9 protein-coding genes and 1 tRNA gene are annotated in these 15947 nt (G+C 59.3%); 7 read left to right on the top strand and 3 right to left on the bottom strand.

All coding sequences use genetic code 11. The annotated features are described in order from the left end of the window. Positions 1–12 precede the first annotated feature (12 nt). From KYK14_RS09540 to KYK14_RS09520, 5 genes are all read left to right on the top strand, one after another. A tRNA-Arg gene (locus KYK14_RS09540) sits at positions 13–86 on the top strand. A 487-nt stretch (positions 87–573) separates the two neighbouring features. Beyond that, entirely contained in the window at positions 574–3042 is a 2469-nt protein-coding gene (locus KYK14_RS09535) for a TonB-dependent receptor (RefSeq protein WP_219158643.1), read from the top strand. Positions 3043–3060: 18 nt separating this feature from the next. Continuing rightward, positions 3061–4335: a PepSY-associated TM helix domain-containing protein gene (locus KYK14_RS09530; protein WP_219158642.1), complete on the top strand. Its 1275-nt coding sequence runs from the start codon at positions 3061–3063 to the stop codon at positions 4333–4335. A gap of 171 nt (positions 4336–4506) precedes the next feature. Continuing rightward, complete coding sequence (locus tag KYK14_RS09525) at positions 4507–5520, top strand: NAD(P)/FAD-dependent oxidoreductase (RefSeq protein WP_219158641.1); 1014 nt, start codon at positions 4507–4509, stop codon at positions 5518–5520. A gap of 167 nt (positions 5521–5687) precedes the next feature. After that, a complete protein-coding gene (locus tag KYK14_RS09520) occupies positions 5688–6023 on the top strand; it encodes a 2Fe-2S iron-sulfur cluster-binding protein (protein ID WP_185281189.1) in 336 nt (111 codons plus the stop codon). Between the two features lie 94 nt (positions 6024–6117). Here the strand turns inward: KYK14_RS09520 and KYK14_RS09515 are convergent, their stop codons facing one another. From KYK14_RS09515 to KYK14_RS09505, 3 genes are all read right to left on the bottom strand, one after another. Continuing rightward, on the bottom strand, positions 6118–6567 hold the full coding sequence (locus tag KYK14_RS09515; protein ID WP_219158640.1) for a hypothetical protein: 450 nt from the start codon (positions 6565–6567) through the stop codon (positions 6118–6120). Positions 6568–6715: 148 nt separating this feature from the next. Next, on the bottom strand, positions 6716–13000 hold the full coding sequence (locus tag KYK14_RS09510) for an alpha-2-macroglobulin family protein (protein ID WP_219158639.1): 6285 nt from the start codon (positions 12998–13000) through the stop codon (positions 6716–6718). Between the two features lie 130 nt (positions 13001–13130). After that, the gene (locus tag KYK14_RS09505) at positions 13131–13742 is read right to left on the bottom strand and encodes a DinB family protein (protein WP_219158638.1); all 612 of its coding nucleotides are present in this window, start codon (positions 13740–13742) and stop codon (positions 13131–13133) included. 145 nt (positions 13743–13887) lie between these two features. Between KYK14_RS09505 and KYK14_RS09500 the strand changes: the two genes are divergently transcribed. Together KYK14_RS09500 and KYK14_RS09495 are read left to right on the top strand one after the other, a co-directional pair. Beyond that, positions 13888–14904, top strand: a complete 1017-nt coding sequence (locus tag KYK14_RS09500) for a ComEA family DNA-binding protein (protein ID WP_219158637.1) — start codon at positions 13888–13890, stop codon at positions 14902–14904. Between the two features lie 77 nt (positions 14905–14981). Then, positions 14982–15845 (top strand): hypothetical protein, encoded by an 864-nt coding sequence (locus KYK14_RS09495; protein ID WP_219158636.1) that lies wholly within the window; start codon positions 14982–14984, stop codon positions 15843–15845. The last annotated feature ends 102 nt before the right edge of the window (positions 15846–15947 follow it).

Below are 15947 nucleotides of genomic sequence, written 5' to 3'. Positions count from 1 at the left end.
TAACAGAAAAACGGTCGCGTAGCTCAACTGGATAGAGCACCTGACTACGAATCAGGAGGTTTGGGGTTCGACTCCCTACGCGACCACAAGAAAAGGCCCTCAGATTACTCTGAGGGCCTTTTTCGTTATGCTGTATACTACATCTCCCATACTCCCTACCCGGCTTACTACCTACGCAGACGGCGCTATGGGCGCTTCTAAAGCAGGCTTAGGCAGCACTTTACTTTTGTCTGGGTTTGCATAGGGTAGGTGTAGCGAGTATCCAGGAACAGAACTTCCACGTTGAGGTCCAGCATACAGCTTTGCACCGTTGCTAGTATGGCTAACAACGATTGTCCGTCCAGCCAGATATGCATTGCCATGGCACATTCAATCTACTGCTTGATCGTCATAGCTTCTCTAACAAAATTTCTTGTATGCTGCAAGCTGAACGCAATTCATCTGTTTATCAGCATGATGCAGTATAGCCTGACATTGATTGAGACAGTGTACATCTATTTATAATTAGACTAAGTATAAATAAATAAAATCCAGCTTGTAGCTTTGCGGTATCATTCGCCTACCGTTTACTCTATGAGCATACCATTTCCCTCTTTGTGTCGCGCTTTCTGCGTTTTTGTTTTGCTGCTTAGCAGTAGTTTCATCGCTACTGCGCAACAGGGTACTGTTCAGGGCCGCATTACCGATGGCAACGGCCAGCCTACAGCCGGCGTTTCGGTAGGGCTACAAGGCACGTCGCTGGGTATGGCTACTGATGCCAACGGAGATTTCCGGATTGGAAATATTGTGCCCGGCACCTATACCCTGGGGGTGCGTATGGTAGGTTTTGTAACGCAGGAGCGCGTGGTAACGGTATCCGCTGACCAGACAGTGACGGCCAACTTCGTGCTGAACCCATCGAATCAGCGCTTGCAGGAGGTAGTGGTAACGGGCGAGCACGACCGCTACAACCGAAAACAAGCATCTGAATCGCTACGCCTGGGCGAACCGCTTATTGAGGCGCCACAAAACATTCAAGTAGTAACCAGCAAACTGCTCGCCGATCAGCAGATTTTTAATCCTACGGAAGGCGTAACGCGCAACGTGAGCGGCGTGATTGCACCTGGCCACTGGAATAATGTGTACGCTCGCATCACCATTCGTGGGTTCAACTCGGGTTTCGGTTCGCTGCGCAACGGCATGAATGTGGGCAACTACTTCGGGCCGCTGATGGAGGATATGTCGTTTGTGGACCGGATTGAGTTTGTGAAGGGCCCCGGCGGATTTCTGATGGCGAATACCGAGCCCGGTGGTTTTTATAACGTGGTCACTAAAACGCCTACCGGCACAGGCCGCAAATCGGTGGGCCTCACGCTGGGCAGCTTCGGCACGTACCGCGCTACCACCGACATCGACGGCAAGCTCAGCAACGATGGCAAGCTGCAATACCGCCTGAACCTGATGGGTCAGACCAGCGACTCTTACGCCGGCTACGAGTTCAACAACCGCGTGGTCTTGGCGCCTTCGCTGCGCTACCTGCTCGACGAGCGTACCACCATCACGGCTCAATACACTTACCAACGCTCGCAGTTTTCGCAAGCCGGCAATTACCTGTTCTCGCCCGACGGCTTCAAATCCGTGTCGCGCAACGTATCGGTATACGACCCGCTGATGGGCAAATCGAACGTGAACGACCACAGCTCTTTCTTCACTGTAGAGCACCGTTTCAATGATAACTGGAAAGTAACGGGCCAGGTTTCCTACCTCTCCTACAAGATGCGCGGCCTGTCGACGTGGGTGGCTGATAGCTCCTTTGTAGCTACCCCTACCCGCTCCAAGCGCCTGATTGGCCCGAATGTACTGCAACGCTCTGTGAGCTCCTACGACGTAGACAACACCAGCACGCTGGGCCAAGTATTTGTGAACGGCAACGTGACGACCGGCCCGGTTCAGCACCGCGTTATTGTGGGCTTCGATGCCTCGAACAAATCGTACGACGCCGATTTCGCCTTGTACGGCACCATGGCCCTTGACCTCAACCGTCTGGACGACCCTACCTACACGCAATACCCTACCTCGGCGCCTGCTACCCTGGGCACTCCCAATCGTTCGCAGAGCCTGAGCCGCAGCGGACCTTATAAAGGATACCTCCGCTACGCCGGCGCTTATGTGCAGGATGAGCTGGGCTTCTTCGATAACCGCCTGCGTCTGACGCTGGCCGCTCGCTACTCTAATAACTACAACGTGCGCTCCCGCGCACAGGACGATGTAGTGACGCCCCGCGTGGGCCTGAGCGCCACAGTGGCCCCTAGCACTTCCGTGTATGCCCTCTACGACCAGTCGTTTATCCCAGTGGCGGGAGTTGATGTCAACAACGTGCCCTTCGACCCGCAGCGCGGCCGCAACACCGAGGTAGGCGTGAAGCGTGACTGGATGGAAGGTCGTTTCTCGTCGACCGTGACGGCCTTCAACATCACCAAAACTAATGTGCTGGCGCCTGATAACAATAGGGCAAACCTGGAGCGCAACCTCAACTCACAGATTCAGGTAGGCGAAGTTCGCTCGCGGGGCGTTGAAGTTGACTTGACTGGTGAGTTGCTACCCGGCCTCAATGTGGTGCTGAACTACGCCTACCTGGACCCGGAGGTAACCAAGGACAACCCGCGCCGCAACACTGCCGGCGACATTGTGGCGCCCAGCAACCAGGGCCGCAAGCTGGGCGGCGCGGCCAAGCACACCAACAACGGCTGGCTCACCTACCGCTTTCAGCAGGGCGCCCTGCGCGGCTTTGGCCTCTCGGGTGGCTATCAGTGGCAGCTCGACCGTTACGCCGGTCTGGGTGGTGTGGGCCTGCTGCTACCCGACAACTACTTCCGGCTAGATGGCGGCATCTCATGGCAGAACGAGCGCATGAACGTGAACCTACTGGTGAACAACCTCACCAACCGCTATAACTACAGCGGCGCCAGCTACTACGCGGGTACCGCCCGCACGGGAGCCTTCTACTCCTGGCAGGCCGAGGCACCCACCAATTTCCGCCTGAACATTGGCTACAACTTCTAACCGCTAACCTCCCAGCGCATGACGTTCAAGAAACTCGTCGGTAAGCTGCACCTCTGGCTCGGGCTCTCGTCCGGGCTCGTGGTGTTTATTGTGGCTCTCACTGGCTGCATCTATGTGTTTCAGAAGGAGCTTTTTGACGTCCTGCACCAGGATTTGGTGCGCGTAGAGGCGCCCGCCCAGGCCCAGCCGTTGCCGCTGAGCGTGGTGTGGGAGAAAGCGCAAGCGGCTCTTGGACCCGATAAGCCGCTGCAAAACGGCACCACCTACAGCGACCCTACCCGCGCCTGGACGTTTATGACCTACAAGGGCAACGCCGGGCAGCCCTACTTCGGGAGCATGATTGAGTACCACCGCACGGTGTACGTGAACCCCTACACCGGCCAGGTGAACGGCGTGCTCGATAATAAGTACGAGTTCTTCCAGGTAGTGAAATGGCTGCATTGGGGCCTGTGGCTGGGCACTACCGGCGAATACATTGTGGGGTGGAGCACCCTGATTTTTGTATTCCTGCTCCTTTCGGGGTTGGTGCTGTGGTGGCCCAAAAACAAAGCCGCCCGCAAGCAGCGCTTTACGGTGAAGTGGAATGCCACCCGCAAGCGCCTAAACTACGATTTGCACAATACCATGGGCTTCTATCTTACGCTGGTGGCCCTCATTATTGCTCTCACCGGCCTCACATGGTCGTTCAACTGGATGAAGCAGGGCGTCACCTACCTAGCCACCGGCCAGACCGAACTTCCTGGTGGACATGGTGGCAAGGGCAAGAAAGGCGGCAAAGAAGGCGCCAAGCCCGACCTCTCGCTAGCGGCCCAACTGGCCCCACCCCCCACGGCCGTCGATGCGGCCCTGCGCGACGCTTGGCAGCGCCTACCCCAGGCCAAAGCTATTTCGACGGGCAAGCCTACTCCCGAACAGCCGGTTGTACTGCGCGCCGCGCTGGGCAACAACCGCTACCAATCCGGCCAACTGACCTACACGGCGGCGGGACACTTCGAGAAAGTGGAAACCTACCACGAGAAGCCGAAGGGCGAGTTGCTGGTGATGATGAATTACGACATCCATGTGGGCTCGGCCCTTGGGATGCCCGGCAAGATCATCGCCTTTCTGGCTAGCTTGCTGATTGCTACCCTACCCGTCACGGGCTTCTACATCTGGTGGGGCAAGCGCCACAAGCAAAAAGCTACACACCGCCCCGCTGCCGCAGGCACTGTAGTGGAGCGCCGCCGCATGGCACGCCCTGTACGCCCTGCCTATGCGGCCTCGGCGGCAGTGCGCGCTCCAGCCGAAGCGTAAGGCGGGCGGTGCTATCTTTGTGGCCGGCACCTCGTAGTGAGGGTAGCAAGATGGCATCGGTTGTCGTTTTTCACGTGCAATCTGCTGTTTTCAGCCAACGATTTTCGCCTTCTGTTTGTTAAGATAACGTCCTGAACGGATGCTGTTTTTTCTCTTTTTTCGCTGTTCCCGATGAGTTCTATTTCCACCGATATCTGCATTATCGGCGCTGGCCCGGTTGGGCTGTTTGCTGTATTTGAAGCTGGCTTGCTGAAGCTGCGCTGCCACGTAGTAGACGCCCTACCCCAGGTAGGCGGGCAGCTCTCCGAGATTTATCCCAAGAAGCCCATCTACGACATCCCCGGCTTCCCGTCGGTGCTGGCCGGCGATTTGGTGCAGAACCTGATGGAGCAGATTGCCCCCTTCCATCCCACCTTCACGCTGGGCGAGCGGGTAGAGAAGTTCGAGAAGCTCGACGATGGCTCTTTCCAGCTCACGACCACCGATGGCAACGATATTCACTGCAAGGCCATTGCCATTGCGGGCGGTCTGGGTTCGTTTGAGCCGCGCAAACCGGCCGTGGAGTCACTGGAAAGCTTTGAAGGCGGCAAAGGCGTGTACTACATGGTGCGCGACCCCGAGCACTTCCGCGACAAGCGCCTGGTGATTGCCGGCGGCGGCGACTCGGCCCTCGACTGGACCATTTTCCTGGCCGATGTGGCCAAGGAAGTAACGCTGGTACACCGCGGCACCACCTTCCGCGGCGCTGCCGACTCGGCCGAGAAGGTGAAAAATCTGCACGAAGCCGGCAAAGTGCGGCTGGTGCTGAGCAGCAACGTGACCCACGTACACGGCAACGGTAGCCTCTCGCACGTGACCATCACCGGCAACAACGGCGAGCCGGAGCAGGTGTCGGTTGATGCCTTTGTGCCTTTGTTCGGCCTCACGCCTAAGCTTGGCCCTATTGGCGAGTGGGGATTGGAGATTGAAGACAACGCCGTGAAAGTAGATACTCTAGACTATTCTACCAACGTGCCCGGCATCTTCGCCATCGGCGACATCAACACCTACCCTGGCAAGCTAAAGCTAATTTTGTGCGGCTTCCATGAAGCGGCTCTCATGGCCCAGGGTGCCTACAAACACATCTACCCCGATAAAAAATATGTGTTGAAGTACACCACTGTGAACGGGGTGCCTACGCTGTAAGTGGTGGCTGTCAGCAAATAATTTCGGCTAAACTGTTAAACTCGCAGCGGGCGGCAGGTAGTGCACACAGCAACGTAGGCGCTACCCGCCGCCCGCTGTTACCTTTGTGGGGTAGCTACCCCCTGGGATAGCCGCCCCCTACCCTCTGTTTTACAACCGACGCCCTTATGAGTTTAGACGCCACCGAAGTCCGGGTATATGTGGAAGATGCCCCCGGCCAGCGCACCGAGATTGTTGCTCCCACCGATATGGGCCTGAGCCTGATGGAAGTGATGAAGGCTTCCGGCTACGACATTCAGGCCACGTGTGGTGGCATGGCCCTGTGCGGCACCTGCCACGTGGAGGTGCTGGCTGGCCCCGCCCTCCTGGAGCCCAGCGACGACGAGATGTACATGCTGGAATCTTTACCCATCCTCACCGATGCCAGCCGCCTGTCGTGCCAAATCCGCATCACGCCCCGCCTTGATGGGCTGGTGGTACGCCTCATGCCGCAAGACGCGTAGGCGCCCTACCCTACTTGCTTAAAAACGACGAAGGACGAGCCGCAATGGCTCGTCCTTCGTCGTTTTATCATACGTTTATCTACTTGATACGCTGTTATCGGCGGCGCTTGCGTGCGGTGGTATGATGGACCGTTGTTTTGCGCGTGGTGGTTTTCTTACGAGCAGTGCTACTGCGGTGCGCCGAGCTGGTACGCCGACGATGGTACGTGGTGTGGTGTGCGGGAGCGGCGGGTTTTGCTTCCGGCTCAGGAGCGGCCGGGGCTTCTTCTGGCACGGCCGGACCGTGCACTTCGGGCGTAGTGGTGGTTTCCTCAACTTCTTCGGCTGTTTGTAGTGCGGCGGCGCGGCTGCGACGGGTAGGCATCAGCATATCGCGCTCCACCCGCTCACGCGCCGTCAGGTTCTCCTCGCCCGGCAGTACCGGCGACACGGGAACAGCAACTTTTCCTTCCAGCACGGGGGCCGACGTTGTTTTTACAGGGCTTTGTGCCAGTACCGGCGCGCTGCATAACAGCAGGCCGGCAAGCATCAGACTCTTATTCATCAGCATCACTTTTGAAATCCTAAGAAGCTACAAAATTACGATGGAATGGCTCCCCGCACAACCCAAAACCCTGCCAAGCCCCTCTTCTCTAACTGAAGCACCACTTTCATACTCAATTTATTACCCTGCTTTTTGCTCGTTTGATCACCTAGCGTTGCGGTGTAATCTGCACCCGCTGCCCGGCCGAATGAGCCGAAAATTCCGGTGCATACAAGCATTGCAACTGCGACAAACCACCCGAGAAATTACCCGCCTGCGCGGCCCGCAGGCGGTATTCGAACGTGTGCGTGCCCTTAGGGAAATAGCTGATGAAGAAGTTGGTGGCCGCATCGCGCGGGTTCTCGTAGTAACCCAGCCCCGACTGGTACTGGTAGCCCGAAAGCTGGTTCATCAATTCCAGCCCGGCAGCGCGCTGGTCCTTTAGGTGTACGTATTCCAGGTCGCGGTCGGAGCGTAGTACCAGGCGCACCACCAGCACGTCGCCTACCCGCAGGGGCGTGGTAGCGGTGATGGGTTCCACTACCGGCCCGCCGGCTGTGCGCTGCTCCCGAAACAGCTGGCGCGTGAGTTGCAAGCCCGTAGCAGCCGGCGTAATCTTGTCGATCTGCTCGAAATACTGCCAGTAAAGCGCGCCCCATGCCACACCGGCATCGGGTTTTGTGACGGTGACGCGGCCCTGCGCTGGCTTCACCTCTGCCGCCGGCCACGTGTTTTTGAAGTAACCGGTGCCGGCTTCCATCTTGTTCGGTGTCACTGCCTCGCCGCCTACCGTTACCTGGATGGGCTGGGTAGGCGTGAGCCAATCGGAGCCGCGCAGCAGCAGGGCGTAGCAGGCATCGGCGGTGGCGCGGGTACTTTCCCAGTTGCGGGTTTGCTTCTGCTTGAGCAGCCACAGCTTTATTTCGTTTACGGCTTGTTGATTTTTGGCTACCTCATCGTAGGCTTCTATGAGGGCCGCCTGGGTTTCGGTGGGGGCCTGCTGCCAGTAGTAGCCGGCGCGCACGTCTTTCCAGTACATGCCCAATTCGGGCGAGTGCAGGGCGTTTTCGGTGAGGGCCGTCATGATCTGCTGCGCTGTTTTCTGATTGCCGGCGCGGTGCAGCGTGAGGGCCGCCAAGCCTTGCAGGTAGCGGTTCTGCTGGGGCCAGAAGGCCGCTACCTGCTCCTGGTAGTAGGCCGCGGCCGACTGCGCGGCTTTGGCTACGGCTGGTTTCGGCCAGAAGCTGCGGGCGTACAGCGCCTGCACCTGGGTAGGGGCCAGATGGTTTTCTTTCAGGTTAACGTTTTTCTGCTTGCGCAAATCGGCGTAATCCTCCTGCAACTGCCCATCGAGGTAGGCCAGCGCCCTACTGAGTACTTGCTGCCCCTGCGGATTCTGCGTGGCGTCAAAGGCATTCAGCTTGCGTAGCTTGCCAAACCCGGCCACAATGAGCTGTGTGATGTAGCGGTCGGCGGGCATCTTCTCGAACCATGGAAACGCGCCATCGGGTAGCTGCATTTGGGCCAGCTTGGCCAGGGCGCGGGTGGTTTCGGCTTGCAGGCGGGACTCGTCGAACAGCTCGGCGAGGCGACGCATGCGCTCGGTGTCGGTCTGGGCGTCGCGCACCCAAGGCGTTTCTTGCAACAGCAGGGCTTTCAGCTCCTGGTTTTGTTCGAGCTTGCTGGTGAGAGCCTGCTTGTCGCCGCTTTGGGCGGCGCGCTGCCACTCGGCCAGCACTGGTTTGATGCGCGGGTTCTGCTTCAGAATACTGGCCGCCAGCAGGTTGGAGTAGAGGCGGCTGAACACCTGCTCCGAGCACTCGTAGGGGTACTCCATGAGGTAGGGTAGTGCCTGCACGGCATACCAAGCCGGATTCTGCGTCATTTCCAGCGTGAGCGAGTAGTTACGCCGCGTAGGCGAGGTGGTATTCGTCAGCTTCTGCAAGTCGAACGTTTTGGTGCCCGCGCCGGCTATCGGGAGGGGTAGGCTTTCAGTGATGAGCAAGCGGTTGGGCAGCACCGGCAGCGTGTTTTCCTCGCCGTCGGATACGGTTTGATGGTTTTTGGCTTCTCGGCGAGCTTTTCGTCTGCCTTTTAATTCTTCATTCTTACTTTTTAATTCTCCCTGCGCTACCACCCGGTAGGTAATGGCCTCTAGCGGCACCTGCCCCTCGGCGGTTTCAGGGATAATGATGTTCCAACTAAGGGCCGTGCTGGCGTTGCCGTTCAGGCTGAACGGCTGCTGCGACGGGCTCACAATCAGTTCTTTCAGCGGCTGTTGGGTGCGAGCATCAAGTAGGAACAACTGTGCGTTACCGCTCGTCGCCTGCTCCGTCAGGTTGCTAATTTTGGCCGAGAGCGTGAGCTGGTCGCCCTGGCGGAAGAAGCGCGGAGCGTTGGTGGTTACTTGCAACTGCTTCTGCGTGACGAGGGTGCGTGCCAGCGTGCCGGTGTGTAGCTGCTGGTCGTGGGCCAGGGTCAGGAGCTGCCAGCGCGTCACGGCTTCAGGCATCTGGAACTCCAGCACGGTTTCGCCTTTATCGTTGGTGCGCAGGTCGGGCAGCCAGAGGGCGGTTTCGCGGAAGTCAGTGCGGGTAGGGATGGTGGAGAGGTCGGGGGTAGGCTGACTTTTTGTGGTAACAGCGCCGGTTATACTGGTGCGTTGCTGCGTGCCGCCTACTACCACTACTTCGTTAAGGGCGCTACCATCAGCTTGCATCATAGGAGCCGCGGCGGCTACTGACGACATGCCGCGGACGCGCACTTGTACGCCAGCTACCCTTCCGCTCAACACTTTTTCATCCCGCTTCACAACGGGAGACGTGAACTTCACTGTCCCATTCCGCTGCGCCAACAAATAGTCATTAGCGCTTTCCTCATCGCCTAGAGAGTAGCCCCACCAGTTCAAATGTGGGTAAAACAAGGTAAGTGTATCGCTTATCTCCTCACTATCTTTGAACAATTCACTCCCGTTCGTCGTCCCAAACCGCCCGTTCCAGGCCAACACAGCCTGGTAATAAGGTTTCGGGAAATCCAGCTCCATGAACGAGTGCATCCGAAATACATCCAACGACTTGTCATAGAGCGAAGCCAGCAATTCCGCCTTCGCCGGTTTGCCGTCGGCGTTGTGAATCGTGACGCGCCAGGTTTCTTTCTCACCGGGTTGGAGCTTGTCGCGGAACGTGGCGATGCTGATATTCAGCGGAGCGAGCGGCGTAACTACCTGCACGATAGCGTTGTGCTGGTATAGGCGGTTGTCGCGCACCTGCGTGAGGTGCAGGTAGAGCTGCGTGCCTTCCAGCGCGGCGGTGGTCGGGATTTCCACCACGCGCTGCTCACCTGCCGATAGCGTCAGCCACTCGCGGCGCAGGGTTTCGCCTTTGGCTTCGGCTTCGAGTAGGATGCGTGCATCGACCTCGGAGCTGCCTACTAAGAATCGGGCTGGCTGGCCGGGCGCTACGCTGTCTTGTAACGACACAAACCAATTAGGCGTGGGCACAGGCAGCACCGAGCTCTTAGCCGAAAACAACGTGAAGAACTGCTCGGTAGTAGCAGCCATAGCCTTAGGTTGAGTGGTGGGGGTAGCCGTGGCTTGCAGCAGGTAGCGACCGGGTTGCTGCCGGGCCAACTCGGCGGCAAGCGCAGGTAGCAACGGGCTTTGCTCGGTGGTGAACTCCTGGGTGGTTACCAACGTGCGCACCCACGTACTATCGTTGTCTTCCTGAGCGTAGGCGTCGAGCGGGAATTTCTGCTTGAACTCCTCCCGGCTCGACGCTTCCTGCTCAGGCCGCTCCCAGGCACGGGTGCGTAGGGCGCGGGTAGGCGGCGTGAGGCGGTAGAGGCGCCATGTACCGCGGGCAGCCAATGCCTCGCCGGTGGCATTGGTACTGAGCAGTTGGAGGGTAGGCAGGTCTTCGCGATTCAGCAGCTCGGGAATCTCTAGGCGTAGCGTGAGGGCATTGGTGCCTAGGCTCACGGTTTGCGTGCCGGTGCGGGTCTCGCCGGCCACATCCGTCACGTCGGCCGTCACGGTGAACACGTAGCCGGGCTGCCAGGGGCCGCGGTGGTTGCTTCCTGCCACCTCGCCTTTCGCCGTGAAGGTCACCACGAAACCACCCGCTGAATCGGTTTGCGCGGTGCCATTGCTGATTTCCACTTCGGCGCCGCCATTGGGGTATATGGGTCGGCCGTAGCCACGCCCAAACAGTGGCCACACCGTGCGCCTCACCACGCGATACTGCACCGCAGCCCCGTCAATTGCTTGGCCGGCGTAGGCCGTGGCCGTGCCGCGCACCGTTACTTGTTGCCCTAGTACGGGCGTACCCTGCACCGGCGCAAACGTCACCTGGAAGGTAGGACGCTTGTAATCTTCCACCGAAAACGCCACGCTACCGTGGTCAGTATCCAGGGCCATTTCGCCATTGAGCAGCCCGGTGGGTAGCACCACCGAGCCGTGGAAGGAGCCGAAATCGGACGTGGTGAAGTTGAACGTTTGCACGGTCTGGCCGTTCACGTCGCGCAGGCGTACGGTTACGGGCTGGCTCGTCAGCAACTGATTTTTGCCGGCGCGGCTTTCTGTTAGGATTCCTTTAAAATAGACTGTCTGGCCGGGCCGGTAAATGGCGCGGTCGGTGTAGAGGAAGGTGCGGCGTTGGGGTTTCTCTACCTCAGGTGTGCTAGCCCGACGTGGATAGTAGTAGCCGTTTAGGTTTTCTACCAGCAACGAATCGGCACCACGCGTGAGGAACACGTGTTGCAGGCGGGTATTATCGGTGGCTTGCGCGGCCAGTGCAATTTGCACCGAGCCGTCGGCGGTAGTGGTGAGGGCAAGGCCTTGCCGCTGCTTTTGCTGACGGGCTTTCTGATCGTAGTACTGAAATAGGGGTAGCACTCGCACGCCAGACAGCGCATTGCCGCTCTGGCGGTGCAGCACCAGCAGCTCTGTTCCTGAGGCCGCGCTGCGGTGCACCTGGCTCAACTCACTCACACTCAAAAAAGCCCGGGCCGTTACGACGTTCGGACGCTCCTGGGCGGGGTTATCAGGACTAGTGCTGAGCAGGATGATATAATAACCCAGCGGTAGGGCTGGCCCAGCGTGCTGCACCGTGTGGGCGCGGTAGTCGGCTGGGGTAGATAGATTGAGCGTCCAAGTAGCAGCGGGCTTGCTGGCCAAGGCGCGGGCAAAAGTTTTCTGGAAGTTGAATACTTTGTCTGAATTATCCGGCTCCGACAGGCGTAGGTGGTAGGCGCTGCTTACGCGGTAGGCAGTGGCGTAGAGGCGCTGCGTGTTGCGCACATCTAGTTTCAGCAGCCAAGGCTGGTTAGGAAGCACTACCTCTTCGGTGGTGAAGCCTACCGTTACCTGCTCAATGCGCTGCCGCAACGCCCGCGCCAACTGCCCCCCGCGTGACTTCGGAAATTGCTTTTCGGCCTGCAATGCTAGCTCGCGGGCTTGCGCCGGCTGGGTTTCTTCCAAGTTATCGGCCGCAGTTACCAGGAATTCCGTGCTAATGGGCAGCGCCCGGTGCGCTTCAGCGTCGCGTAGCAAGGCTGTCCGGTAAAGCGAATCTTTGGCAGCAAACGCGGCGTGCTGCCACACGAAGCGCATGCGCTGCAAATCCACATCGGCCAAGGCCGCTTGGTTTTTGGTATCGGTGAGGCGGAACTGCGTGAGCTGCTGCAACACCCGTAGCGCGTGAAACTGGCCGTTGAGCGAGTCGGCTTTGGGCGCTTGCAGGGGTAGGCGGGCAAAATCGGCGGCAGGGCTGAGCAGGGCCGGGTTCTTCAACTCGAACTGCTCGGCGGGACGCGTTACGTAGAACTCGTCGTTTTTGAGACCATCTACGGCGCGGTGGGCCAGTAAGTCGTAGAGGGTAGGGCGTAGGGCACGGCCTTCGGTGTCGCCGCCGCGAATGGCGTAGCCGAGCTTGGCAAGCTGTAATTGCTGCTGACGCTGCGGCTCATCTTCAACAGAAACCCGATAATGCGTGATGATGGCGCTGCCGAGGCGGGCAGCGTCCCAGGTGGCGAGGCTGTCGGTTTGGGCGGCGCCGGGCGTGCGGTCGTAGAGCTGGTAGCGGTGCTCCTGGTAGTAGCTGGCGTAGAGCTGAGCCAGCAAGGAGTGCAAAATAGGCCGGGCTGGAAACTTAGCCGTTTGCAGGTCTTTTTCGACTAAGGCAATGGCCTTTTCGTCGGCGTTTTCCTCTTTTTCTTCCAGGATGCGCAGCTTGTAGAGCAGGGAGCGCAGGTACTCGGGCGTGTCTTGTTGGCGGCGGGCTTGCTGATAAATTTCCTCTACCAGCTTACCAGCCGAGGTGGTTTGGTCTTTCTTCAGCAGCGCATCAATCTGCTGCCATTTCTTTGGGTTGGGGCCATCGGGAGGCGACGTGAGGGCGGAGGAGCCGGCAGTAAACATCAGCAACAGGCCAAGCGTGAGCAGCAGAAAGTAGCGCATAAGGCAGAAACGGAAAGCGGAACAAGTTTATGCATTTCAGATGCAGAACCTGGTCGGATTCCATACGACGCTACTCATTTTGTTTTTGATACAGTAGAACGGCAAGCTCAGCTTGCCGTTCTACTGTATCCTATTTGCCGCCTTCTAGCACGCGCTCGGCCTGGGCAATGTGGCGTTGGGCATGCACCACCAGCAGCTCCAGCTGATCGGTGAGACGCAGGCGCAGCAACGGGATTACCACGTTGGGGATGCGGATGGAGTTGATGTTGACTTCGCGCGCCTGTTGCAGCAGCGTCAGCAGCTCATCGGCCTGCCGGTTGAACACTTCTATTACCGTGCGCGGCAGGCGGGAGCCGCTGGGCGCGTACTGCTGGGGCGTTTTGGTGGCTTTTTCGCTGGCCGGCACGCGCATGGCCTCGGTGAGGCGGCGTCCTACCAGGCCGCGCTTCACGGTGTCGGCGGGGCGGGAGGTGCGGGTTTGGGCCTGTTGCAGCTTGTGCGCTATAACAGGCAGGTAGAGGCCTCCAATGATGTTGAGATGCTCCAGACACTGCCCTACGCTCCACTTGCCAGGGCCGGGCCGACGGTTCAGCTGGTCGTCGGTGAGGGGCCGAAAATCCTGCGCTACGGTGTCCTGTAAGGCGCGCAGATCGGCCGTGAGCTGGTCGAGGAAGTCGGTGGTGCGGGTAGCGGGCTGGCTCATAGCGGGCGGTGGCCGGAGGCTGGCTTCGGGAAGGAACATCGGAAGAAACAGTAATGATACGGCAGCGGGGGCGTAGAGGCAACTATGCGGGCGGGTTTCCGCGCCTGCATAGTTGCCACGGCCCGATTTTAGATAATCATTCTCTGGCTATTGCCTTCATGCTCTATCGCTAAGCTATAACTCTATGCCCGGCCTTAAGCCCGCTTCTACCCCACGCAAACGTGCTGCCTGGCTGCCTACACTCGTGCGGCGCTACTTTGGCTTTTCGCGCCGCGAAACCTCTGGCTTTCTGGTCCTGCTATTGCTGCTGCTGGCATGGTTGTTTGTGCCGATGCTGCTACGGCCCGCCCTACCCCACTACAACCCAGCGGCCGACCAACGCCAACTCGATCAACTGACCACTGAGCTGGCCGCCCGGCGCCAGCCCGAAGCCGCCCGCTACGCCCGCCGCGCCTACCCCAGCCGCTACCCCGTAGTGCCCCAGGTGGCGCTGGCCCCCTTCGATCCTAATGCCCTGACGGCCCGCGACTGGGAAGCCCGCGGCCTGCGCCACTTTCTAGCCGAGCGCCTGGTGCATTTTCGCGACGTAATAGGCGGCTTTAAAGCCAAGGAGCAAATCCAGCGCACCTACGGCCTGCCCGATTCGGTGTACCAGCGGTTGGCGCCCTACATGCAGCTACCCGAAACGCTGCCCGCCCGCGGTGCCTACGCCAACCGGGGAAAAGCCTTCGACCGGAAATTTCCGGAGCGGGCGCCCTACCCTGCCAGCAAGTTTCCGCGCAAGCCTACCCACCTGGCGGCCTTCGATCTGAACACGGCCGATACCACCCAGCTCATGCAGATTCGCGGCATCGGGCGGGGATTGTCGGCGCGAGTGGTGGAGTACCGGGCGCGGCTGGGTGGCTTTGTGCGGGCCGGGCAGTTGGCCGAAATCTACAGCCTGCGCGACGCGCCCGACCTGGTAGATAGCCTGCGCAAATACACTTTCGTGACGGGCAGCTTCGCCCCTACCCCCATCGACATCAACAATGCCCCTTTTGAGCTGCTACAGGCGCACCCCTACGTGGGCAAGCGCCTGGCGCGGGTAGTAGTGGCCTACCGCCAGCAGCACGGCCCCTTCCGCCAGGCCGCCGACCTGCGCCAGATTCGCATTTTGGACGAGGCCACGTATGAGAAGCTCTTGCCTTACCTGCGTCTCTAGGTGCAATGGGAGCATCTGCGCTGGCACGGTCTACGTATGCGGGGCAACTATTCTGCCTTTCTGTACCTCACCACGCCATGCGCGACCTTCCTCGCAACGCTTTATTTTCCCTAGGGCTATCCTGTATACTACTAAGCGGGTGCGGTGAAACATCAACTCGCGGCGAGTTTGTGGATGTGAGCCAGCGCTATACCGTAGAGCAGGTAGGGCGACTGCCGAAAAGCAAGGTGATGGAAAATTCGGGCCTGGCGCCGGCCAACAAGGTAGGCGACCTGTGGACCCACAGCGACGGCGGCAACAGCTCCCGCCTCTACCAAATTACCCGCCAGGGCGACTTGCTGAAAACCCTGGACCTGGCCCCGCTCACCAACATCGACTGGGAAGACCTAGCCCACGACGACGAGCAGCGCCTCTACCTGGGCGACTTCGGCAACAACCAGAACAAGCGCCGCAACCTGGCTATCTACCGGCTCAGCGGCCCTACTTTTCGGCAAGTCGATACCATCCGGTTTGCCTACTCCGATCAGCGGGCGTTTCCGCCCAAGAAAAGCCAGCGCAACTTCGATTGCGAAGCCTTTTATTACTCGCAGGATAGCCTCTACCTATTCACCAAGAACCGCAGCCCTGAGGACCTGTGGGTGAAGCAGTACGTGCTGCCTGCTAGCCCCGGCACCTACGTGGCCCGGCTGGCCGATAGCCTATTGCTCGATACCTGGATTACGGCCGCCGACCTCAGCCCCAATGGCCGCACGGTGGCCCTGCTGGGGCAAGGTCGGGTGTTTCTGTTTCAGCGAGAGCACGGCAAACGATTGTTCGACGGTGCCAAGCAAATGCTGCGCCTACCCATTGACAACCAGGTGGAAGCCCTGTCGTTTCTCAATAATCATGATTTTATCATCAGCAGCGAGAAAGGCCGGCTCTACCAAGTAACGCAGCGGTAGCACCTGCCCCGGTTGGCTGTTTTGCGCCTGTTGCCGTAAGAAACAGGTATGCGCTGTCAAAGCATCTGTCATCCTGAGCATGTGGCGCATCAAGCCAGTGCC

The sequence above is a fragment of the Hymenobacter profundi genome, assembly GCF_019334315.1.
Lineage (GTDB): Bacteria > Bacteroidota > Bacteroidia > Cytophagales > Hymenobacteraceae > Hymenobacter > Hymenobacter profundi.
Note: the sequence above shows the minus strand (reverse complement) of the source record. Positions and strands in the feature narration are given on the sequence as shown.

Excerpts from the sequence above, each read along its gene's own strand:
- KYK14_RS09495 (WP_219158636.1), top strand. The coding sequence starts at position 14,982 with ATGCGCGACCTTCCTCGCAACGCTTTATTTTCCCTAGGGCTATCCTGT.
- KYK14_RS09505 (WP_219158638.1), bottom strand. The coding sequence starts at position 13,742 with ATGTTCCTTCCCGAAGCCAGCCTCCGGCCACCGCCCGCTATGAGCCAG.
- KYK14_RS09525 (WP_219158641.1), top strand. The coding sequence starts at position 4,507 with ATGAGTTCTATTTCCACCGATATCTGCATTATCGGCGCTGGCCCGGTT.
- KYK14_RS09530 (WP_219158642.1), top strand. The coding sequence starts at position 3,061 with ATGACGTTCAAGAAACTCGTCGGTAAGCTGCACCTCTGGCTCGGGCTC.
- KYK14_RS09515 (WP_219158640.1), bottom strand. The coding sequence starts at position 6,567 with ATGAATAAGAGTCTGATGCTTGCCGGCCTGCTGTTATGCAGCGCGCCG.
- KYK14_RS09520 (WP_185281189.1), top strand. The coding sequence starts at position 5,688 with ATGAGTTTAGACGCCACCGAAGTCCGGGTATATGTGGAAGATGCCCCC.
- KYK14_RS09500 (WP_219158637.1), top strand. The coding sequence starts at position 13,888 with ATGCCCGGCCTTAAGCCCGCTTCTACCCCACGCAAACGTGCTGCCTGG.
- KYK14_RS09510 (WP_219158639.1), bottom strand. The coding sequence starts at position 13,000 with ATGCGCTACTTTCTGCTGCTCACGCTTGGCCTGTTGCTGATGTTTACT.
- KYK14_RS09535 (WP_219158643.1), top strand. The coding sequence starts at position 574 with ATGAGCATACCATTTCCCTCTTTGTGTCGCGCTTTCTGCGTTTTTGTT.